This window comes from Streptomyces sp. NPDC052042 (genome assembly GCF_044548345.1).
Classification (GTDB): Bacteria; Actinomycetota; Actinomycetes; order Streptomycetales; family Streptomycetaceae; genus Streptomyces.
The window spans coordinates 51656-71978 of sequence record NZ_JBIUBU010000009.1 but is presented as its reverse complement, the minus strand read 5'-3'; the positions used below and the strand labels follow the sequence as shown (position 1 = coordinate 71978).

Below are 20323 nucleotides of genomic sequence, written 5' to 3'. Positions count from 1 at the left end.
GCCCGTCCGGCCGCTCCCGGCTGACGCCCGTCCGGCCGGGACGGCGCCCCGGGAGCCCCGGTCGTGGTGGTGCTGCGGCCGGGGCGTCCCGGCTTCGGCCCAGGGGCGGGACGCGCTGGTGTCACGGAAGCCGCACCACCGTCTCGCCCTCGGCGGTGCCGATGTGCACCGCCGAGATCCGGGGGCCGGCGGCGGGATCGACGACGACGTCGAGGGCCGCGCGTCCGGGCCACCGGCCCGCCCAGTCCCGCTCCGGCGCAGGACCCGTCTCCAGGCTCCGCAACGACCTCGGGCACACCCGGTGCCCCGCGGCCTCGACATCGCCCGGCACCCGTGCCGCGCGCGCCTCCGCGTTGCCGTAGCTCAGGAAGAACGGAAGCACCCGGCTGCGCCAGGACAGGTCGAACGCCGCCTCGGCCCACGGCACACGCTGACCGTCCGCGCGGACGGACTCGCCGCGGAAGAGATCCGGGTCCGCTCCCGTGACGGTCTCCACCTCGCGTGCGGTGGACTCGATGTCGTCGGTCAGGACCGCCCAGTTGAGGAAGTCGGGTCCGTCCGCGGTCCGTTCCAGGAACAGCCGTCCGAAGTCGCTGCCCGCCAGCTCCTGCTCGTCATGGGTGACGAGGAGCTCCAGATACTGCACCTCGGGCGTGTCGAAGGGCACGACCCAGCTCGCCGTGCCGTCCGGGTTGGGGCTGCCGTCGGTGATGCCGAACCCGTACCGCTCCCACAGCAGTTCACGCAGCGGTTCGATGGTCCGCGCGCCCAGGATCACATGGTCGATACGCATCAGGCGGCACCGCCCAGCGCGTGGGAGGGGCACATGCTGTACGGCAGGACCTCCCAGTCGTCCCCGAGGAGACCGGCCGCCATGCCCTTTCCGGTGGCGCGTGCGGAGAGCAGCCCGTGCCCGGCGTGGCCCGCCGAGAGGAAGATCCTCCCGTGTCCGGGTACGGCGCCCGCCAGCGGCCGTCCGGTGCCGGACACGGGACGCAGCCCGGCCCGCAGCTCCGCGGGCACCGACGCGCCGAGCCCGGGCATGGCCGTGGTCGCGAACCTCAGCAACCCCGCGATGCCCTCGGTGGTGACGTGCTCGGCGAAGCCCGCGTCCTCCTCCGTGGCCCCGACGATCACATCGTCGCCGACCCCGGGCGCGAGGTAGTACGCGGAGGACAGGATGCAGCCCAGCTCCTCCTCGGTGCGCAGCACGGCCATCTGGCCCCGCTGGGGCCGGACTCCGGTCGCCTCGGCCAGGCCCTTGCCCGAGCTCCAGGCACCGGCGGTGATCACCACCCGGTCGGCGCGGAGCGTCCCGTCGGCGGTGACGACGCAGACGGACGTCGTCTCCTCGCGCACCTCCCGCACCGTGATGCCCTGCCGCCAGTCGACGCCTTGGGCGAGGCAGCGGCGCCGGACGGCGTCCAGATAGCGGCGGCCGTCGATCATCAGCCCGTCCGGGTCGAGGAGGTAGCGCCTGCTGGAAGGCAGCCTGAGCCCGGGCGCGGCGTCCGCGAGCGCGTCGCCCTCCACCCAGGCGCCGACGCCGAGACCGTCCAGCACGTCGCCGTGCGCCGCCACATCCGTCTCGCGCAGGGCGCGCAGGATGGGCCGGGCCACGCTGAACGCGCCGTACTCCGGTTCCAGCCGGGCGACGTCGGCGTCCAGGTCCCGCTTGGCGGTCCGCAGCCAGTCGTAGAACTCCCGGTCGTCCAGATAGCGCAGCGAGGGGACCGCGACTCCGGCCGCGCGGTTGGTCGAGTGCCCGGGCTCGTCGCCGGAGTCGAGCACGAGGACCGACGCCCCGTCGGCGCTCAACTCCTCGGCGAGGCAGGCGCCGACTATTCCGCCGCCGATGAGCGTGAAGTCAGGGGGTGATGACGGTGACGACGGCATGTCCTGCACCTTCCATGTCGGACGCGCTGGCGAGTACCAGCGAGCGGGTGGTCACTTCGCTGTCGCTGTGGACAGCCGTGGGCGGGCCGGCCAGGCCGCGGGCCTGGCGCAGCAGATGGATGGGTTTGCCCCGAAGGACGACGCGGAACCAGCTGCCCGGCCGGTCCGCGGTCCTGGTCAGGCACTGGAGGCGGACGGTGCCGTCGCCGTGGTAGCGCTGGAGCCCCTCCACGCAGCAGACGAGTTCCATCGCGTCCGCGGAGACCTCGGCGTTCGGCCCGGTGAGTCGGAGGCGGGTCAGCTGCGGCGGGCCGAAGGCGGCGGTGTCGTGGTCCCACACGGCCCGGCCGAGCGGGATGCCCTCACCGAGCGGGGACGCCGGTGGCGGCGGGCAGATCCGGCCGGCGTCCACGAGCGGGGTGGGTCGCGCCGGATCGCCCCGGTCGTCCCGTGCCCACTCGGACGGCGCCGAAGGCAGGTCGAGCAGCGTCAGCGGCGGCAGTACCCGCCGCCCCGCCAGCCGCCGCGCGGTCGCGCGCCCTGCGCGCGAGGTCAGTGAGAAGGCGGTACCGGCGACGAGGACGGCCGCGGGGGACGGCCGGAGCACCAGGGGCCGCTCGCGCCAGTCGTCCGGCGGGGCGCCGGAACCGAGCGGATCCGCGAAGGCCCCGAGTTCGTGCCAGGGCAGTGCCTCCACCAGCGCGGCCGGGTCCCCGGGGCCGCTCGTCCCGAGGAGGACGGGACCGCCGGGTGTCTCCACACGGGCCAACAACTCGGCCCGTCTCGACACCGGCTGACCGTCGGCGTCGCGCCATTCGTGGACCTGGGCCACCGCGCTCTGGAGACCGGCGACGGCGGACGCCGCCCGCCCGGCCGCCTCGGTGAGCAGCACCCCGGTCTCCTTGCCCGCTTCCTGGTCCAGGGGTCCGGCGAGGCGACGGGAGGCGGTGACCCGGCCCGCGGTGTCACGTGCGAAGCGCAGGGTGTCGAGCGACACGGTGAGCCGGGGCGCGCCGTGGGCGGGCGTCAGGATTCCGGAGGCACGTACCCGCGTCTCAGCCATGGGACACCGCCCGCAGACCGACGAGCCCGGCCGGAAGCCGGAACCCGGCATTGGCGAACGACACGAGCACCGGGTACTGCCCCAGCTTGCCGCAGCCTCCGGTGGCCCGCAGATAGGCGGCCACCCGGTGTTCGTAGGGCCGCAGCCCGGCGAGCACCCGCGCCCCGTCACCAGTCACTGTGAGCGGGCCGAGCCGGGCGGTGCTGCCGTCGGCGCGGTGCAGCAGGGAGAAGAGGGCGTGGAAGACGAACGCGCCCGACGCGATGTTCATCATGTCCAGTCGCAGTCCGTACGGCGCGATCCAGTCGCCCTTGGGCGGCTCCACAACGGTGCCGGGCTCGATCAGGGCCGCGGTGTGGGTCATCCGGGGGATCGCCGGATGCCGGTAGCTCTGCTTGCGTCCGTGCCCCGATCCGGGTCCGCCGCCGAGCCGGGACGCGAGCGCCCGGTCGGTCATCGGCTGCCCCACGGTGCCCCGGTCGATCAGCCGGAGCGTGCGGCACGGGGTTCCCTCGTCGTCGAACGGACTGCGGTAGCCGGGTCCGTCGTGCGCACCTCCGTCGAGCACGGACAGCCATTCGGGCCCCACCCGCTGCCCGGAGCGCGCCCCGAGATAGCTGGTCGCGGAGGCCACCACATCGGCTTCCATCGGATGGCCGACGATCTCGTGGAAGAACGCCCCGGCGAGACCGGGCAGCAGCACGAGGTCCGCGCCGTCGGGGAGTTCGGTCGCGAGCGGCAGCGCGAGGCGTTCGCGTATCGCACCGGCCGTACGGACGGCCGCGTCCCTCAGCCCGTCCGGATCGGACCCCGGGCGGGCACACAGCAGCGACCGGGAGTGGACGGTGCCGTCGTCGCCGGTCACCCTCGTCTCCAGGCTCGTGACGATGCGCTCCGTGGTGCCGACGCGTTCCGCGCTGCCCGCGGCGATGTGCTGCTGGGCCACACCGAGGGTCAGCTTCGCGCCGGTATCGGCGGCGATCCGGGCCAGTGCGGCGCGCAGCTCGGGGGTCGGCTCGAACAGGGGCCGTTCCTGGACCTCGCGCAGTGCCTCGGCGGCCTCGGCGTCCGCGCCGACGGCACCGGAGGTCAGCAGGTCGTCGCCGTCCGCGAAGCGGTGCTCGGTGAACCCCCGGCCGAGATGCCGCTCGACACTCATCCCACGCACCGAGGACCGTTCGGTGGTGGTGGTGCCGTCCGGCAGCACATCCGCGCGCAGCCGCAGCGAGTGCTCGGCGAAGAGCGTGGTGTCCCTCATGCGATGCCGCTCCCGCCGCCGCTCCTGCCGATGATCTGCATCCGCAACTCGCTGGTGTAGCGCCGCCCCTCGGCATCGCGCAGCCACAGCTCGTCGGGGCCGGGCGCCATGCGCTCCACACCCAACTGCTCGGCGCCGCGGGCCACATGGCCGATCAGGTCCGCGGCGAGCGGTGACGCCAGATCGATCAGATACGGCTTCCGCTCGTGGGCGCTGCGGCAGAAGACGAACCGGTTCCCCGTGTCGCGTGCCAGCCTGCGCAGCGCGAGGAACCGGGCGGACGGCTCCGGTGCCGTGAACGCCTCCGCGGGCACCTGCCAGCGCGAGCGCTGCAGGACGACCGATCCCAGGGCGACTTCGGGCTGGGCATCCTCGGTGGTGAACGTGGGGTGGAGCACCTGCGGGTGGGAGAGCGCCGCGATCGGCGCGTACTTGACGAAGTCGCTCAGCGGGACGTAGGCGCTGACCGGCCGGTCCTCCGGATCGTGCAGGGTGACCGCGTCCGGTCCGATGCGGACCGTGAGTTCCTCCGGCTTCAGCAGGTCCGGCCGCCCGTGGTCGGTCCAGGTCAGCGGGCGCATCGCGACCTCACGGCCGGGGAAGCGGTAGTAGCCCTTGTTGCGGCGCCCGAAGTCGAGGCCGACGACGGCGCCGTCCTGTTCCGCCGTCCACGCGGCGGCGTCGGCGCCGAGCCGGGCCGGATCCGGGTGCATCGTGCCCAGCCAGCCACGCACGAGCAGATGGTGGTGGGCGCGGGAGAGCACGAGCGGGGCGCCGTCGAGCCCGGAGGCGTCCGGCGTGGCGGGGCACAGATCGACGACCGCGTACCGATCGCCGTCCAGCGCCTCGGCCTCGCCCGTCAGCCGCTCGACCTCGGCCCGCCAGCCGGCGCCGGGGTAGCTGGGCGCGTGCGCGGCCTGGAAGGTGCTGGTCGAGTCCGACCGGCTGATCGCCGCGCGGGTCGCGTACGTGAGCAGGTCCAGCTCGACAACCGGTCCGTCCGGTCCTTCGTGACCGTCCGCGAACGCGTCACGGACCGCGTCCTGCGCGGCGGTCCGGGTCGCCTGTCCGTGCGCCGCGCAGACCTCCATCACGGGCGCCAGCCGCTCCTCCCAGCCCCGGACCAGTTCGGCGCCCAGAGTGAGCGCGAAGGGCGACGCGCACTCCTCGAAGAACACGGCACGGTCGGCGTACGCCGCACCGGCACCCCGGCGGGCCGGCTTGCCGGTGAACTCGGTGAACCGGTCCTCCAGGGCGGCGACCGTCGCCGCCTTGCGGTCGAGGGGCTGCTCCGCCAGATCGCCGATGAGGGCGGCCAGTTGGCCGATCCGGTCGAGCCACAGCTCGCGCGCCGGCGAGGAGGGCAGCGCGCAGAGCTGTCCGCTCAGCGTCGTGAGCGGCTCCAGATCGTAGTCACCGCCGCCCAGACCGATGGTGACGGCCTCCTCGGCCACCAGCCGCATCAGCGTCCGGGCGATCTCGCGGGCCGGCCGCCCCGCCGCGCGCACCAGGTCGCGGAACACGGTCCCGCCCGGGGCCACCAGGGAGAGCAGCGGCTCCCGCGCGGCGTCACCCCGGCCGGTGGCGTGGAACGCCAGATGCGGAAGGATCTTGGGGTCCTTGGCGATGGCGGTGGTCAGCGCACGCGCCGCCCAGTGCGAGAAGAAGACCCTGCGGGCGCGGGGCACGTCGTCGCGCAGTGCCGCCCCGTCCCCGTCGCCGACCGTGCCGTAGGCCATGGGCCCGAAGAAGCTCACGGTCTCGTTCTTCGCGCAGAACCGCTGCACATACGTGTACATCTGGCGGCGCACCCTGCGCCGGCGGGAGGTCAGCGGACCATCGTGCGCCAGGAGCGGGAGCAGCATGTTGCGGTGTGCGTCCGGGTTGGACAGGAACACCGCCTCGGAGACCCGCGGGTCCGCCAGCAGGTCCCGCAGCCGCTTGCCGGCCTCCTCGTCGGCCTGCCGATGGGCGTGCGCGTAGCGCTGCCATGCGTCGCCCCAGGCGCGTACCGCCCGGATCCAGTCGCTGCCGCCCGACCCCGGCAGTTGCCGCACGCGTCCGCGCAGTACGTCGGAACGCACGGCCTCGGCGCGCGCCCCCCTGAACCGCGTCCCCACGAGCTCCAGCACGGTCCGCTCGCGGTCGAGCAGTTCATCCGCGAGGTCCAGCAGGGAGTGGGGTGCGCCCAGCTCCTCCAACCAGTCGAACGGCATCCCCGCATGGCGCAGGATGAACTCCCGCCCGATGCGCCACTGTCGGCTCACTGGCCCCTCCGCATCACTCCGGCTCGGACCAGCCGGCCGGTCAGTTTCGTACGGACCGCATCGCTGATCCGGTCCAGGACGGCGGTATCGCCGGACGAGAGCCGCTCCACGACCGACGTCAGTCTCGGGTGCAGCCGGAACGCGCTGCCCGTCCGCAGATTCACCACGAACGAACCCGGTCCCTGACCGTCCGGGCCCGGCCCCTCCTCGGCCACGACAGCGGCCGACGGCTCCCAGGGGGGAGGCTCGGGACGGGATCCGGCGGTCCCCGGGGCGAGGACGCAGCACGCGAAGCGGCCCGGGTACAGCTCGGCCACGGCGCCGAGTTCGGCGTTGAGGGTGCCGATCGCGGCGGTGCGTGCCGACGCGTCGAGCGTCCCGGGTGCGCTGAACCGGTCCCAGCGCGGCAGATCGTGGTCCGGCGACGCGTGCCGGGTCAGCGGTACACCGTCCCAGCCGTCCGGCGCCCGGCCGCCCCGGGCCGTGGACAGCCGGAACGGGCTGAGGCCCGCGAGCCGGGGCCCCGGCCCGTGCAGCAGGCTCAGGGCGGTGGTTCCGGCCTCGTCCGCGCTCGTCCCGGGGGCCCCGACGAGCAGTTCGACGGCGAGCGATGTCTCGCCCGCCAGGTCCAGGACGGGCCGCAGATCGGTGGTGTCGCCGTCCGCCCCCGTCACCTCGGCCCAGGACGTCAGCCGTGCCGCGGTCAGCGCCGCGCCGCGGCACGCGTGCCACGCTTCGCCGGGCAGCGCCGCCGCCTCCGCGGGGGCGAGCCAGCCCGCCCAGGGGACACCGGCCCGCCAGTCGGCGGCGCGGCGGACCCAGTGGACCGGCGTGCCGTCCCCCGACCACTCCTTGCGCAACCGCCATGAAGGAGCCCAGTCCTCGAAGCCGGCGGCTGCGGAAAACGGCGCCAGCGACCCCAATGCCTCGCGGTGCGCGGCGGCGAAACGCCCGCACAGTACGACCCGTTCGGGTCCGAGGGCTTCCATGAGTGCTGCGGCGGCCGGGAGTTGCTGATCGGTCTCGACCACCAGATGCACACGCCCCTTTGGCGCCGCGGCACAAGCCCAGGCGGTCTCGGGACCCAGCAGCCTGGTGCGCCGGGCCGCCCGGACCACATCGGCTCCGGACTCGGTGGTGCCGTCGACGAGCTCCACGTCATCCGCCGCCAGCCGCAGCGCCGGGTCGTCCTCGCCCGCGAGCCGCAGCGCCATGCCCATGGCCCGCAGCCGTCCCGCGTCATGGCTTCCCCGGGCGGTGATCCGGGCCGCGGCCCGTGCGAACAGTGCCTTGGCGCGGGTCGTGGCGGCATCACTCCCGCCGCGCCGCCCGAGCGCGTAGGCGTCGGCCAGCGCGCCGAGGGCCTCGGCGCCCGTGAGGCGCGCGATGAAGTGCGCGTTCACATCGAGCAGTTCGCCACCCGCTCCGAGGTCCGGTTCCAGACTCGGATCGAACAGCGGCGGGAGCATCACCTGGCGCATCACCGCTCACCCCCGCCCCGCAGATACACACAGCGCAGCTCGGACGCGAAGCGCAGGTCCCCGTCGCGCAGCCAGGCATCGTCCGGCGCGGGCAGCGCCTCGGAGACCACGAGCCGCTCCGCCGTGCCCGCCAGCCGGGCCAGGCCCTTGAGCAGCTCGGGGCTCGCGGTGTCCACGTACACCGGTTTGCGCTCGGCCGGTGACTTCACGAAGAAGCGACGGGGCAGCCCCCGCTCCCGCACCAGGCGGGCCGACTCCAACAGCCTTTCGGCCTCCTGCCGGCTGCTGTGCGCCTGAAGCACCGCGGCACTCGGCAGCGCCCAGCGCCGCCTGGAGAACACCACGTTGCCCCAGCGCAGCCGCGGCACATGCGGCAGGTCCGGCAGCACCGGGCGGCGGATCCGCGGCAGCGCCAGCGCGGTGTGCACGGCGGTGTCGAGCTCACCGTTGTGGAAGAGGAGGCTTTGGCCCGGATGCGCCTCGCTGCGCAGCACGACCTGTTCGCCGTCGCTGTCCAGCCACAGCTGGTCCAGGCCGACCCGCTCCCGGCCCGCGGAGGCCGTGCCGCCCAGTTCGAGCACCACACCGGGAAATTCGAGCGGCGGCAGCCCGGTCGTACGGCGCGAGATCACATTGACGGCGATCCGGTCGCCGAGTGCCCGGCGCACCGCGTCGTCCCGCTCGGCCAGCAGCTCCGCGGAGTTCGGATGGAACTGCAACGCCCAGGGGGTGAGCAGCGCCGCGTCGTGGATGTCACCGAGCACGAGCGGGGTCGCCCCCGGCCGGTATCCGGCCAGATCGGGTGCGGCGACCAGGACGTCGATGGAGCACAGCACCGGGGCGGAGGGCGCCGGTGGGGTCGTCAGCAGCCCCGCCACATCGAGTTCGGCCCGGTCCTCTCCTTCGGCGGCGATGACCCTGCCCAGTTCGGCGCCGAGCACTCCGCCCGGCTCGATGGCGAGGTCCGCGCAGTCGCGCAGGGCCCGCACCAGCGGGATCCGGCCCGGCCCCAGCCGGGCCGCGACCATCCGGTTGGTGCGGATGCGCGTCGTCTCGGCCTCGTGGGCCAGCAGATCGAGGACGGGCGCGACGGCGTCGCACATGTCGCGGGCCAGCGGTCCGCGGACCTCCAGTGCGGCCGTGCCGACCGCGGCCTCGTGGATGACGACCCGGTCGTTGTAGAAACGGCCGCGTTCCGCCGAACGGTCGGTGACGGGCAGCAGCGACTCCAGTTCGGCCTGGATGGTCAGCTTCCGCCCGGGGGGCGCCCACGGGTACCCGTCGAGCAGTTCGGCCATCTTGACCAGCAGCGCCCGCACCCCGGCGGCGCGGCCGGCCGTCTCGGGGTCCGACGCGTCGATGCGTGCGAGGGTCCAGCGCAGCGGGTCGACCACGGTGGCCGGTGGGCACAGCGTGTGGGTCAGCGTCCCCTTCGCCACGGCCGCGGCGAACGCCTCCACCGCCTCCCGGGAGCCGGAACCGGATCCGACGGCGATCTCGGCCAGCGTGCGCGCACCGTCGGCCTCCCGGAGCAGCACGGCGCCGAGGCCCGTGCCCCGGGGCGTCCGCGTCACGGTCTTGCGCACCGGAACCAGCCGCTCGGCCAGCGCCCCGTCGTCCAGCAACAGCGCCTGCACGGCGTCGTTGACACGGGCGGCGGTGTGCGCCTGACGGACCCTGATCGCCGTGTGGCCTTCCCACTCCAGCGTCGTCGGAGCAGGGGAACCAGGGCTGAGCCGACCGTAGTTGATGGGCCCGAAGAAGCTCATCGTCTCGCTCTTGGACGCGAGCCGCTGCGCGTAGGAGGCGAGCTGGCGCCGGATCCGGCCGCCCGTCGTGCCCCGTGCGAGATCGCGGTGGACCGCGGGCGACGAGCAGACGATGGCGTCGTTGACGCGCGGATCGGTACGGATGGCGGACAGTGCCTCGTCGACCGCCGCCGCGTCGGCCTCGACGGTGGCCGTGAGCCGCTCGCGCACCGCGGTCACCTGCTCGGCCGTGGCGTTCCACTCGGCCAGCCAGTCGTCGGGAAAGGTGTCGGAAGGGGGCAGCGGCCGCATGCCGTGCACCTTGCTCTGCTGGCCCCGCGACAGCCGCCCGGACGGACGGAGCCGTGACGCCACATCGGCCGCCCGCGCCTCGGCGGCGAACAGCTCCTCGATGAGCAGGCCGGTTTGCCCGTAGGCCAGTTGCTCGACCATCTGCCAGGGGAACCCGGCACTGCGCAGGACGACCGTGGGCAGCAGTTCCCAGCCGTGCCGCGCCGTCGTCGACGCGTGGGGAGATTCTGTGGGGCGGGCGGTCATGACGGCACTCTCTTCATGGCGATCCGGAACTCCGAGGTCACAAGCGCACCGCCGTGGCGCAGCCACAGCGCGTCCGGCGCCGGTCTCATCTCGGCCAGCGACACGGTCGGACTGTCCCCGGCCAGCACCATGGCCACCAGCGCGTCGACGGCCAGCGGGTTGTCCAGATCGATCCCGACCGGCTTCGGTTCGTGCGCCAGGGCGGCGAAGCAGAACCGGGGCAGACCGCGCCGTGCCCGCAGGGACTGCACCGCGAGGAAGGCGGCGCCCGGATCCCGCACCGTGTCGACACCGAGGTCGGCCCGGTCGAACCACCAGCGGGCCCGCTGCACGAGCAGATCGCCGACCATGATCCGCGGCGCGAAGTCCCCGAGCCGCACCAGCGGCAGCCCCACGCCGGGGGCGGCGAAGGCCCGCAGGTGGACGTGGTCGTCCTCACCCGCGTACAGGGTCAGTTCACCGTCGGGCGTACGCAGCCGGGGGGTGCCGTCCACGAGAGCGACCGTCAGATCGGTGAGCGGCACGGTCCGCTCCCGGTCGTCGGTGGCCACCGAGGTGATCTCGACGAAGCGTCCCGGGAACCAGTCCGCGACCAAGCCCTTGTGACGCCTGCGGCGGATCACCGTGGCCAGCCGCTCGGGGCCGCCCCACGGTTCGAGTCCCGCCGCGAAGTCGTCCAGCATCCGGTCCTGTTCATCGCTGAACAGACCCTGCGAGCCCCAGGCGAAGACATAGGGGTGCAGCTCGCCGAGCACCAGCAGCTCACTGTCGCCGTCCCGGCTCTCCAGCATCAGATCCGGACTGACGAAGTGGTGCCTGCCCGGCTCGGGCGCGAAGGCCGCCAGTTCGGCGGGTGTGAGCCGGGCCTCCTGCCCCTGCACGGCGGCTTCCACCCGTTTCGCGTAGTCCCGCTCGAACCCGATGAGCGGTTGTGCCAGGGCGTCGAGCCCACCCGCCTCGACCGATGCGTGCACCCGGCGGATCAGCTCGTCGTACGGCATCGTCTCGGCGTTCGCCGCCCGCATGATCCCCGTGCACAGCTCGGCCGCCGCACGCTGCTGGAGTTCGCCGTAGCGGGCGGCCACGTCCAGCACCGGGCCGAGCTCCGACTCCCAGCGCCGGGCGACGTCGCCGCCGACCACCACCGGGCTCTGGTCACCCCTGGCGTCCAGGGACACCACGAGCCGGTCGGCGTACATCCGTCCGCCGGCGCGGCGTGCGTCAACCTCGGTGAGCCTGGTGAAGCACTCCTCCACGCCCTCCAGCGCGGACGCCCTGGCATGGTGCCCCTCGGCCGCCGCGTAGGCGTCGGCCAGATCGCGCAGTTCGCGCAGCCGGACGGGCCAGGAGGTGCCGTCCGCGTAGCGGTCGGCCCAGGAGACCAGCCAGTCCAGGGGGCGGGCGGCGGTGGACGGCGGTTCGGGCCAGAGCCGCACCGCCCCCACCTGCCGCAGCCGGTCCAGCACACGGCGCGCCTCCGCGAGGCCGATCCCCGCCAGCGCCGCCAGCTCGGTGGCCGAACGCCGGCCGTCCACGGCCGCGGCGAGGTTCCACCGCACGCCCGACAGACCGATCCGGCGCCCGTCGGCGGACCGGATCGTCCCGGAGCCCGGCGTTGCGCCCGGCGTCCTGTGGCAGGACGGCAGCCAGGCCACGGGCGGACGGTCCCGCACCTCCGGGTCCGTACCGACGAGCCTGGCAAGCTCGCACACGGCCCAGAACGCGGTCTGCGCCTCCAGGACGTGGTAGCCGGACTCCGTCTCGGGACCCGGGGTGATCCCCGCGGCAGAGCGGTCGATCCTGCCGTGCACCAGCGGCCCGAAGAAGCTGGTGGTCTCGTTCTTCGCGCCGAGCCGCTGACCGTAGAGGTAGACCCGGCGGTAGAACGACCGGTCCCTGGCGCGGTTGCGTCCCGCCGCGGTGTCCTGCTGCTCCCAGCCGTCGATCCAGCGCACCACCTCGGTGTGGAAGGACGGCGACAGCTGGAGCAGGGCGTCGCACACCCGCTCGTCGCGGAGCAGGTCGCGGACCCGCTCCGGCCGTCGCAGCACCTCCTCACCGAGGGCCGCGGTCAGCCGCCCGGCCGCCTCCTGCCGCGCGGAGTGTGCCGCGCGATAGCCGACGACCGCCGAGGCGACGGCGCCGTCCCGCGGGTCCTGTTCCACGAGCAGTCTGCGGCCCACCCGGCTGCGCAGCTTCGACAGCTCCCGCAGCTCGGCGCGGTCCGTCCCACGGTCGGCGCGGGCCACGGACTCGGCGATCGCCTCCTGCAGCCGGGCGCGGTCCTGCTCGAACCGCGCCACCGCCTCCCGGTAGTCCGCCGCCGCGGTACGCGTCGGGCCGTCCCCGAGGGCGGTCAGCAGGTCCACGCCGAAGCCCGCCCGCCTCAGCAGCAGCCGGGGGTACAGCTGCCACTCCGGCCGCCGTTCAGTCGCATCGTCCGCCATGGCCTCAGTCCTGGAAGTTGATCAGGTCGAACGGACGGTTGAGCTTGGTACGCGGCTCGGGCAGCAGCCCTTGCAGCTCACCGCCTTCGGCGACGGCCTTGGCGAGGGCGTCGGCATCGCCGGGACGGGTGAGGCTCAGCGCCGCCGTCGCCCCCACCGAGTCGGCCGCGGTCGTGGAGCCGGTCGTCATCACCCGACCCGCCTGGGCCAGTGCGATGCGATACGGATCGCCCAGCAGCCGCGCGGCGGACTCGGCGCGCTCGTACTGCTCGGCACCCGCCTGCGCGTCACCGCCCGTGGCGTGCAGCATGCCCAGTTCGAGACGCACCTCGGTCTCGTGGAAGACGTCCCCGAGCTCGGCCGCGTTCGCGAGCGTGGTGTCCAGGTCCTGAAGAGCGGCGTCCCGCTCGCCGACCAGCAGCCGCAGCCCGGCGCTCCGGTAGGCGTGGTGCTTGCGGAAGCCCGCGTTCGAGGAACCCGCGGCCTGCTTGAACTTCTCCCAGGTCGCGAGCGCCGAGCCGTGCTTGCCCGCCTTCTCCTGGAGCACGCTGATGTTGGAGTACAGGTTGATCCGCAGATGGGCGGCGCTGGCGTCGGTCAGCCCGGCCATGCAGGCCAGCGCCTGCTTCTCGTGCTCGAAGGCCGCCCCGAGGCGTCGTTCGGAGAACAGGGTCAGCCCGCGCAGGTTGTGCAGCCAGCCGCGTTCACGCCGCACGCTCTCCGCCTCGCCCGGCCGTTCCCCGACGACCTCGAAGCCCTGCTCCACCTCGGCGACGGCCTCCGCCAGCCGGTTCTTGCGCTTGGAGAGCGTGAGTGCCGAGTACAGGTGCGACTGGGCACGCAGCTCCGGGGAAAGACCACCGGCGTCCTCCCGGATGGCACGGAAGCAGGCGACGGCCGTGTCCTGGTCGCCGCGGAAACCGGCCTGGATGCCGAGCACCTTGAGCAGGAAGCCGCGCACATCGGCGGTGCCCCGCAGGATCGCCGTCTCGAACTCGATGGCGTGGACGAGCTCTTCCTCGCGCTCCGCCTTGGCCAGCAGTCCGGGAACGTCGGACTCGGGGATTTCGGAGAGCAGCCCGATCGCCTCCTCGGCGACGGCCGCCATGCCCTCCCAGTTCGCGGAGAAGAACGCCCTGCGGCAGTAGGCCAGTGCGGCGGACACCCGGTCGACGGCGGCACTCTCGGCGTCCCTCGCCCGCAGATAGAGCTCGCCTTCCTCGGACACGGGCACGAAGCCGGCGTCGCGAGCCGTGCCCAGGTCGACGACCAGGTCGCCCTCGGTGATCGGGAGCCCCATACGGCGCAGGCAGCGCACCCGTTCCCGGCGGTAGTCGGCGTACCGGCCGATCGGTTCGCGCACCGATGTGGGCGCGTCCAGCAGCAGTTCGGCGCCTTCGACGACCTGAGCGTGTTCGACGGCCCGCATGAAGCCACGCAGCGAGGACAGATCGGTGCCACCGATCCCGCCGACCAGCAGGGGCCTGCCCAGTTGCGCGGTGCCCGCGCAGAGCGCGGCGGCGGCCACCGTCAGCACCCGGTAGACCTGCTCGCTCTCCCGGTGCAGACGCCGCTCGGAGGGTGCGAGCGCGATCTCTTCCAGCGGGGCGGTGCCCGGAGCGGTCTCGGCGGGGAAGAGCTCGGCCCATTCCGACGGATGGCGGGTGGCAAGAGCGGCGAAGTCGGCGCCCTCGGCGCGCAGCGCGTCGAGGCTCGCCCGCAGCCCCGTGTACGAGGCGGCGGGACCCGTGTTGACGTCGACCCGGAGGGAGCCCTCGGAGGTGCGGCCCGTTCCGGCCGCCCGCGTCACCATCGCGGGAACTCGGTGGCGGCGAGGGCGAGCGGGGCGATCTTGTTCTCGACCTCGTCGAGGTCGAAGTCGACGTCGTCCAGGTCGTCGAGCGCCTCGAGCTCGGTGTCCTCGGCTGCCTCCGCCTGCGGGGTCTGCGCGTCCTGCTCGGCGGCGGCCGCGGGGTCCTCCACGGTCCCCTGGACGACTTCCCGGTCGGCAGCGGTCGCTTCCGCACCGGGCTCTGTGGACTTCGTGGTGTTTTCCATGGCGTGCTCCATCCGGGATCACAGTGGGACATGGGCATACGGACGCGAACGGTCCGGGAGCAGGGCAGCCGGAACCAGACGGTCCGCGGGATCGTGGGGGAAGCCGGGGAAATCTGGAGAGAATGCGAGAAAGCGAGAAGCTGTGGGGGGGCGTGCGGATGCACGAGGGCGGCGGCCGGGCCGGTTCGGACCCGCGCGCGTACCAGGACCCGGGCGGGGAGTTCTCAGCCGACCGGTGTGCTCATCCGGGCGAACTCGACCACGTGCCGGCCGACGGTCGCCAGTTGTGCCGCGAGGTGCGGATCGGTGCTGCTGCCGTCGGGCGCCAGGGCGACGTTCTCCGTGCTGACGGTCACTCCCAGCGGCGTGGGCCAGCCTCTGAGGGCGTGCACCACCGAACGCAGACCCGCCAGTGCCGAGGCCGCCTGCGTCCCGCGTGCGGTGACGACACAGCCGACTGCACGGCCGTGCAGATAGGGGCGCGCGTCCTCGCGCAGGTCCTCCAGGTAGTCGAGGGCGTTCTTCACAAGCCCGGAGACGCCCCCGTGGTAGGCGGGCGTGCCGATGACCAGACCGTCGGCGAGGGTGACGGCCTCGATCAGCCGCCGGGCCGCCGGGGTGCGCAGTTGCTCCCCGGGGGCGTACAACGGCAGTTGCAGGTCCTCGGCACCCAGCAGCAGGGTCCGGGCCCCCGCCGAGGCGGAGGCCGCGAGGATCGCCCGGACCGCCCGTTCCGTCGAGGAACCCGGGCGGACGGTGCCACCGATACCGACGATCAGGGGTCCGGCATCGGCTGAGGGGTCTGCATCGGGATTCTCAGCGGAGGAACCGGAATCCGGTTCTGTCTCCAGCACGGTCACACCAACCTCCTTGGCCGGTCGCAGGAATCCCGAGTCTAGGAAGGCCCGTTACGGAGTGGTTACGGGGTGGTTACGCGTTGGCCAGAGGGTCGGCCCGAGGCCCGCGCGGCATGTTTCTGACGCGTAGAACCCGCTCGAAAACCCGCTGTGTATCAGGGCTGACATCGATGTCCAGTCCGCCCGACATCCGGTCGCTGCACAGCTTGAACCAGGACCTGGCCTGCCCCAACTGGCCCAGCTCGCCGTGGACCTGGATCAGGGTCCGGTAGACGTCCTCCTGATACGGATCGATGTCCAGCGTGCGCCGGCACACATCGATGACCTCGGGTAACTCGCCCCGGTCCAGGGCCTCTTGGAGGAGATAGTCCGCCGCTCCCAGGGCGAGGGACCGAACCCAGTCCTGCTGCTCCCTGACCCATTCGGCGGTCTCGCCCGGCAGGAAGTTCCCGACATGGAGCTTCAGGGCGTGCCGGTAGTGCTCCGCGGCCGTCCGTCGGTCCCCGCGGGCCGCCGCCCCGTGGCCTTCGTAGCACAGCCGCTCGAACGCCTCGAAGTCCAGCCAGGCGTCGTGGACCTTGAGGGTGTAGCCGTACTCGTTGAGGATGATCTCCGCTGCCGGCTGCTCTCCCGCTCCCTGCTCACCGCTGAGGATCTGCTGGACCGCGTGTTTGGCGACCCTGACGGAGCTCGAACCCGCGGAGCGGGTGCGGTCCGGCCACAGTGCGGCGTGCAGTTCGTCGCGGTCGACCGTGCGGCCCCGGTTGATGAGGAGGTAGAGGAACAGTTCGCGTGCCTTGCCGGCCCGCCATCGTCTGACCGGGCGCCCCATTAACTCCAGTGAAAAGCCACCAAGACAGCGTACGACGACACGCTCGGATATCTTGGGCATGCTGAAGTCCCTCTCCCTTCTCGCGGGTGAATCCCGTGAATGGTCAATACCGTTGCCTCTGGCGGAAGGCTGCACACCCGCACGACTGAAATGAGGCGTGAGGGTCCGCTCCCAGCTGTTGTGTACCCGGTCTCTTCACAACGAGTTGCTGCGACAACCGGCGTCATCGGTGGGGAAAAATATGGCCGGTAGGTCTCGTGGAAGAAACAGTTCCGCAGGACAGGCGGTGGTGAAAAGAATGAACGCAATGAACGTAATGAACACAATGAACACAAGGTTGAGTTGCTGGGGGTGGCGGCGCACAATCAACCCGGTCGTGTGATTCCCTGAGGTCGCGTCAGTGTTCTCCTTGTGCGGGGCCTGGGTGTCTTCGACGGGAGGAACGCTTCTCAGGGGGCGATGCGGGACCGCAGCGCATGATCGGTGGGCCTTTCGATTGCTTTCGGTCCGGCGGGTTCCGGCAGGCTCATGATATTCGCCAGGTCGATACTGTCATGGCGATTTCTTTTCGGTGATCGGTGATTTTGATTGCAGAGCCTGGTCGGTGATGGAGTCTTCGTAGGCCGACCCCCGTGGATATGCCGGCGAAGTGATGAAACGCAAACTCGATTCCTCCACGGCGCACCCGCGGCACGTATGCGTAACGGAAATCGCCGTGGGCCCCAGTACAGCGGTTGGCCGATCGGGAGGCAAGGTGGAAACGCCGTGCTGAGACCCTTTCCACATAGTGCCTCTCCAGGGAACCTGAGACGGCGGGCCGCCGTCTCAGGGGGAAGGCGCAGCGCTCACCCCGGTCGATCGTGGCGAGTGGGTCGTGGGACGCCAACGAACCATCGTACGAGGGCACTTCGAGGTGATGGCCTGTCACCTCGATACTGCGCACGCATCGCCGAAGCACCCCTTCCGTGGTTCACCGGGGCACTCGAAGACCCCTGTCACCCTGTCACCCTGGCGGACACGAGCAGGAGGGCGGTCGCGGACAGCGCGAGGGCGACCGCAACGGGGCGCGCGGTCGTCCAGGGGCGGGCAGTTGTGTGTGTCGGGGTCCCGTGCCGCGCCGGATCCTGACCTCGTCGCCCACTTCGGGTCGGAGGCGCGCCACCGCGGGACAGGGCAGGGGCGGAGTACCGGACGGGGTGAGCGGGCGGGCTGTCCGGTTGTGTGGTCACGGACCGGGACGCAGCACCGCCGCGACGAGTCGGAGCCGAGGGGGGCCCGGACATCGGCCTCCGTGTCCGCGGCGCTGACGAAGGCACGCCAGAGTCCGGCCGAGCGGGCGTTGGCGGCGGCGATGAGGTCGATTCCGGCGGCGAGGTGGGCCGCGTGGGTTTCCTGGTCCGGTGTGGGCGTGGGGATGCGCACCAACCGCCCGTCGGCGAAGGTGCTGGGTGCGACCGCCCGCCGGGTGCCAGCCGACCCGGGCTACCGGTACCGGACCGGGGCCCTGGCCGAACAGATCGCGGCGGCGGGAGGGATGGACGCCCTGGCCGCCCTGATCGACACGGGGCGCGCGGCCTGACGCGGCGTACGGCAGACCCGTGTCCGAGGCGCTGCTCGCCCTCCACATGGCGGGCCATGGCTTCCTCGACAGCGCCGGTGCCGTGGACGTCGGCCGGGCGGACCCGCACCCTGGTCAACCAGGTGGTAGAGCACCGGCAGCACCGCCGGTCGGTCTCCGATCCGCTCGGCCCCGGCGAGCAGCAGCTGCGGTTCGCCGAACGCCTCCCGTTGTGTCTGGCGTGTGGTGGGCTGCTGACTCGCGCGGTTGCCAGGTCGTTTGAGACCGCCGTTGGCCGGCGTTCTCAAACGGGCCGAATCTCGCGGAAGTCTCATTCGCGAGAGATGCAGGAGTACCGCCGAAGTCGCCAACTGTATCCGCCAGAGAGCGCCGTTCCCCATGGTGCTGCGATGTGGAAAGCCCCGAACCCGCCCTCACCGCCTCGGACCTGCACGTGGTCCGGCCGTCGGCGACGCGCCGGGCAACGTGACCTACCGCGCCGGCGACCGGATCCGCGTCGTCGCGCTCTCCCCGGAGTCCGAACTCCTCGGCTGATCTGCACCACCTCGCACCAGGCCACGGGCCACGCTCTACGGGCGGCGGGCCAGCAAGTGGGTGTCGAGGAAACCCCGCTCGGAGGCCGGGTCGTGGAGCAACCGAGCCACCGTGACGAGCCCGGCCCCGGCCAGCAACTCGGCAAACTGCCCCGTCGGCCAGCTGTAGGCGGGCGCCACCTTGTGATCGAAGCGGACCGGCTCCGGTCCCTCGGTCCCGAAGAAGGACACCAGGAGCAGGCCCCCACGAGCCAGGACACGCACCTGCTCAGCGAGCAGCGCGGGCAATTCCCCAGGTGGGGTGTGGATCATCGAGTAGTGGGCCAGCACTCCGCCGAGCGCGCCGTCCTCGACCGGCAGGGCCTCCATGCGTGCTTCGTCGAACCGCAGTGCCGGATGGGCCCGCCGGGCGTGGGCGACCATAGCCGGGGAGAGGTCGAGGCCGAAGGCGTCCAGCCCCAAGTCGTGCAGCATGGCCGTCAGATGACCGGGTCCGCACCCGACGTCGGCTGTCCGCAGGTTCCCTGTATCACGCACGAGCTCGGCGAAGGTGCCGATCATGTTCCGCGCGAAGGGCTGCGTCTCCAACCGGTTGGCGAACATCGACGCATACAGCTCGACGACCCCGTCGTAGGCCGCCCTGGTCTCGTCCTGGTGTTCCAACACGGGAAGGAAACTAACACCCTCGCCGTTCCCAGCCGTTCTCCGGCCCCACCCGGCCCTTCCCCTCGGGACTGACCGTCCCGTCAGCTGATCACGGGACACCCCCGATGGTGCGGAGAAGCGCGGTGAACGCGAAGACGAGCGTGGAACAACCGGTGGTGTCCGGCCCGAGGAAACCGAAGCATCACCCCGTCGGGCGACGTCTCGTTTCGACCCTTTGACCCTCGATGGCAGTTGGGTTCGATCGGGCGCGGGGACAGTGCGGAAGGCAGGCCGCGCGGTCGTCCGGAACAGGTACCGATACGATCACCTGTACATGGATGCGAGCGCAGGAAAGATGATCGCCGTCCCGCCGGGGCAGGTAACGCTGTCCGACCGGCGGACTCAGCGCAGCTGGTCGGTCGAGGTCGCGCCCTACGAACTCGCGGCCTTCCCCGTCACCCAGGCACTGTACGCACAGGTCGCCGGCCTGCGGCCGAGCACCGCCCAGGGGGCCTCCTTGCCCGTCGAGAACGTTTCCTGGTGGGATGCGGTCCGATTCTGCAATGCCCTGTCCCAACGCGACGGGTTCGCACCGGCCTACCACCTCCACACCGACGGCGAAGGCATCGAGTGGGACGCGTCCGCCGACGGGTACCGGCTGCCTACCGAAGCCGAATGGGAGCACGCCTGCCGTGCCGGTACGACCGGACCGCACTACGGACCTCTCGACGAGATTGCTTGGTACCGCGGCAACTCCCACGAGCAGATCCATGAGGTGGGTCGCAAACGGCCCAACCCGTGGGGCCTGTACGACATGCTCGGCAACGTCTGGGACTGGTGCTGGGACATCTACGACGCTGAGGTCTACGGCGCCTACAGGGTGCTACGCGGCGGAGGCTGGTTCGACGAGCACTGGAGCTGCCGGGCCTCCGCGCGGCGCCGCAGCCACCCGACCTTCCAGGTCGACGACGTGGGATTCCGCATCGCACGTTCCCTCGTGTCCTGAGCCACGTTGTGTGCATGACCGCTGCCCGCCCGTCGCACCGGATCCCCTGAGACCGGAGACGAATCGGACCGGATCGTTCGAGGCGCGGAGCGTAT

General features: G+C 72.3%; 15 protein-coding genes. 2 read left to right on the top strand and 13 right to left on the bottom strand.

The window, feature by feature from the left end; genetic code table 11:
* Positions 1 to 121 precede the first annotated feature (121 nt).
* The 12 genes from ACIHCL_RS17095 to ACIHCL_RS17040 form a co-directional block, all read right to left on the bottom strand.
* On the bottom strand, positions 122 to 793 hold the full coding sequence (locus ACIHCL_RS17095; RefSeq protein WP_399862425.1) for a VOC family protein: 672 nt from the start codon (positions 791 to 793) through the stop codon (positions 122 to 124).
* The gene (locus tag ACIHCL_RS17090) at positions 793 to 1896 is read right to left on the bottom strand and encodes an NAD(P)/FAD-dependent oxidoreductase (RefSeq protein ID WP_399862423.1); all 1104 of its coding nucleotides are present in this window, start codon (positions 1894 to 1896) and stop codon (positions 793 to 795) included. The genes ACIHCL_RS17095 and ACIHCL_RS17090 overlap by 1 nt, the downstream gene beginning before the upstream one ends.
* Positions 1868 to 2959, bottom strand: a complete 1092-nt coding sequence (locus tag ACIHCL_RS17085) for a hypothetical protein (RefSeq protein WP_399862421.1) — start codon at positions 2957 to 2959, stop codon at positions 1868 to 1870. Before ACIHCL_RS17085 ends, ACIHCL_RS17090 begins: the two co-directional genes overlap by 29 nt.
* Complete coding sequence (locus ACIHCL_RS17080) at positions 2952 to 4217, bottom strand: metallopeptidase TldD-related protein (RefSeq protein WP_399862419.1); 1266 nt, start codon at positions 4215 to 4217, stop codon at positions 2952 to 2954. The genes ACIHCL_RS17085 and ACIHCL_RS17080 overlap by 8 nt, the downstream gene beginning before the upstream one ends.
* Positions 4214 to 6484, bottom strand: coding sequence for a lantibiotic dehydratase (locus tag ACIHCL_RS17075; RefSeq protein ID WP_399862417.1), 2271 nt, complete (start codon positions 6482 to 6484; stop codon positions 4214 to 4216). The genes ACIHCL_RS17080 and ACIHCL_RS17075 overlap by 4 nt, the downstream gene beginning before the upstream one ends.
* Entirely contained in the window at positions 6481 to 7965 is a 1485-nt protein-coding gene (locus ACIHCL_RS17070) for a hypothetical protein (protein ID WP_399862415.1), read from the bottom strand. The genes ACIHCL_RS17075 and ACIHCL_RS17070 overlap by 4 nt, the downstream gene beginning before the upstream one ends.
* Positions 7965 to 10271: a lantibiotic dehydratase gene (locus ACIHCL_RS17065; RefSeq protein ID WP_399862414.1), complete on the bottom strand. Its 2307-nt coding sequence runs from the start codon at positions 10269 to 10271 to the stop codon at positions 7965 to 7967. The genes ACIHCL_RS17070 and ACIHCL_RS17065 overlap by 1 nt, the downstream gene beginning before the upstream one ends.
* Entirely contained in the window at positions 10268 to 12718 is a 2451-nt protein-coding gene (locus ACIHCL_RS17060) for a hypothetical protein (protein WP_399862412.1), read from the bottom strand. The genes ACIHCL_RS17065 and ACIHCL_RS17060 overlap by 4 nt, the downstream gene beginning before the upstream one ends.
* 4 nt (positions 12719 to 12722) lie before the next feature.
* Positions 12723 to 14531, bottom strand: a complete 1809-nt coding sequence (locus ACIHCL_RS17055) for a hypothetical protein (protein WP_399862410.1) — start codon at positions 14529 to 14531, stop codon at positions 12723 to 12725.
* Positions 14525 to 14788: an ammosamide/lymphostin RiPP family protein gene (locus ACIHCL_RS17050; protein ID WP_399862408.1), complete on the bottom strand. Its 264-nt coding sequence runs from the start codon at positions 14786 to 14788 to the stop codon at positions 14525 to 14527. The genes ACIHCL_RS17055 and ACIHCL_RS17050 overlap by 7 nt, the downstream gene beginning before the upstream one ends.
* Positions 14789 to 15000: 212 nt before the next feature.
* Entirely contained in the window at positions 15001 to 15636 is a 636-nt protein-coding gene (locus tag ACIHCL_RS17045; RefSeq protein WP_399862406.1) for an NADPH-dependent FMN reductase, read from the bottom strand.
* A 70-nt stretch (positions 15637 to 15706) separates the two neighbouring features.
* On the bottom strand, positions 15707 to 16465 hold the full coding sequence (locus ACIHCL_RS17040; RefSeq protein ID WP_399862404.1) for a BTAD domain-containing putative transcriptional regulator: 759 nt from the start codon (positions 16463 to 16465) through the stop codon (positions 15707 to 15709).
* Between the two features lie 1408 nt (positions 16466 to 17873).
* Here ACIHCL_RS17040 and ACIHCL_RS17035 point away from each other — a divergent pair.
* Positions 17874 to 18044: a hypothetical protein gene (locus ACIHCL_RS17035; RefSeq protein WP_399862402.1), complete on the top strand. Its 171-nt coding sequence runs from the start codon at positions 17874 to 17876 to the stop codon at positions 18042 to 18044.
* 569 nt (positions 18045 to 18613) lie between these two features.
* Here the strand turns inward: ACIHCL_RS17035 and ACIHCL_RS17030 are convergent.
* The gene (locus ACIHCL_RS17030; RefSeq protein WP_399862400.1) at positions 18614 to 19243 is read right to left on the bottom strand and encodes a class I SAM-dependent methyltransferase; all 630 of its coding nucleotides are present in this window, start codon (positions 19241 to 19243) and stop codon (positions 18614 to 18616) included.
* A 313-nt stretch (positions 19244 to 19556) separates the two neighbouring features.
* Here ACIHCL_RS17030 and ACIHCL_RS17025 point away from each other — a divergent pair, with 313 nt between their 5' ends.
* The gene (locus ACIHCL_RS17025; protein WP_399862398.1) at positions 19557 to 20228 is read left to right on the top strand and encodes a formylglycine-generating enzyme family protein; all 672 of its coding nucleotides are present in this window, start codon (positions 19557 to 19559) and stop codon (positions 20226 to 20228) included.
* The last annotated feature ends 95 nt before the right edge of the window (positions 20229 to 20323 follow it).

What these genes read in the sequence shown, in the direction of transcription:
- ACIHCL_RS17095 (WP_399862425.1), bottom strand. Translation starts at nt 793, where the DNA reads ATGCGTATCGACCATGTGATCCTGGGCGCGCGGACCATCGAACCGCTG.
- ACIHCL_RS17090 (WP_399862423.1), bottom strand. Translation starts at nt 1,896, where the DNA reads ATGCCGTCGTCACCGTCATCACCCCCTGACTTCACGCTCATCGGCGGC.
- ACIHCL_RS17085 (WP_399862421.1), bottom strand. Translation starts at nt 2,959, where the DNA reads ATGGCTGAGACGCGGGTACGTGCCTCCGGAATCCTGACGCCCGCCCAC.
- ACIHCL_RS17080 (WP_399862419.1), bottom strand. Translation starts at nt 4,217, where the DNA reads ATGAGGGACACCACGCTCTTCGCCGAGCACTCGCTGCGGCTGCGCGCG.
- ACIHCL_RS17070 (WP_399862415.1), bottom strand. Translation starts at nt 7,965, where the DNA reads ATGCGCCAGGTGATGCTCCCGCCGCTGTTCGATCCGAGTCTGGAACCG.
- ACIHCL_RS17065 (WP_399862414.1), bottom strand. Translation starts at nt 10,271, where the DNA reads ATGACCGCCCGCCCCACAGAATCTCCCCACGCGTCGACGACGGCGCGG.
- ACIHCL_RS17060 (WP_399862412.1), bottom strand. Translation starts at nt 12,718, where the DNA reads ATGGCGGACGATGCGACTGAACGGCGGCCGGAGTGGCAGCTGTACCCC.
- ACIHCL_RS17055 (WP_399862410.1), bottom strand. Translation starts at nt 14,531, where the DNA reads ATGGTGACGCGGGCGGCCGGAACGGGCCGCACCTCCGAGGGCTCCCTC.
- ACIHCL_RS17050 (WP_399862408.1), bottom strand. Translation starts at nt 14,788, where the DNA reads ATGGAGCACGCCATGGAAAACACCACGAAGTCCACAGAGCCCGGTGCG.
- ACIHCL_RS17040 (WP_399862404.1), bottom strand. Translation starts at nt 16,465, where the DNA reads ATGGGGCGCCCGGTCAGACGATGGCGGGCCGGCAAGGCACGCGAACTG.
- ACIHCL_RS17025 (WP_399862398.1), top strand. Translation starts at nt 19,557, where the DNA reads ATGGATGCGAGCGCAGGAAAGATGATCGCCGTCCCGCCGGGGCAGGTA.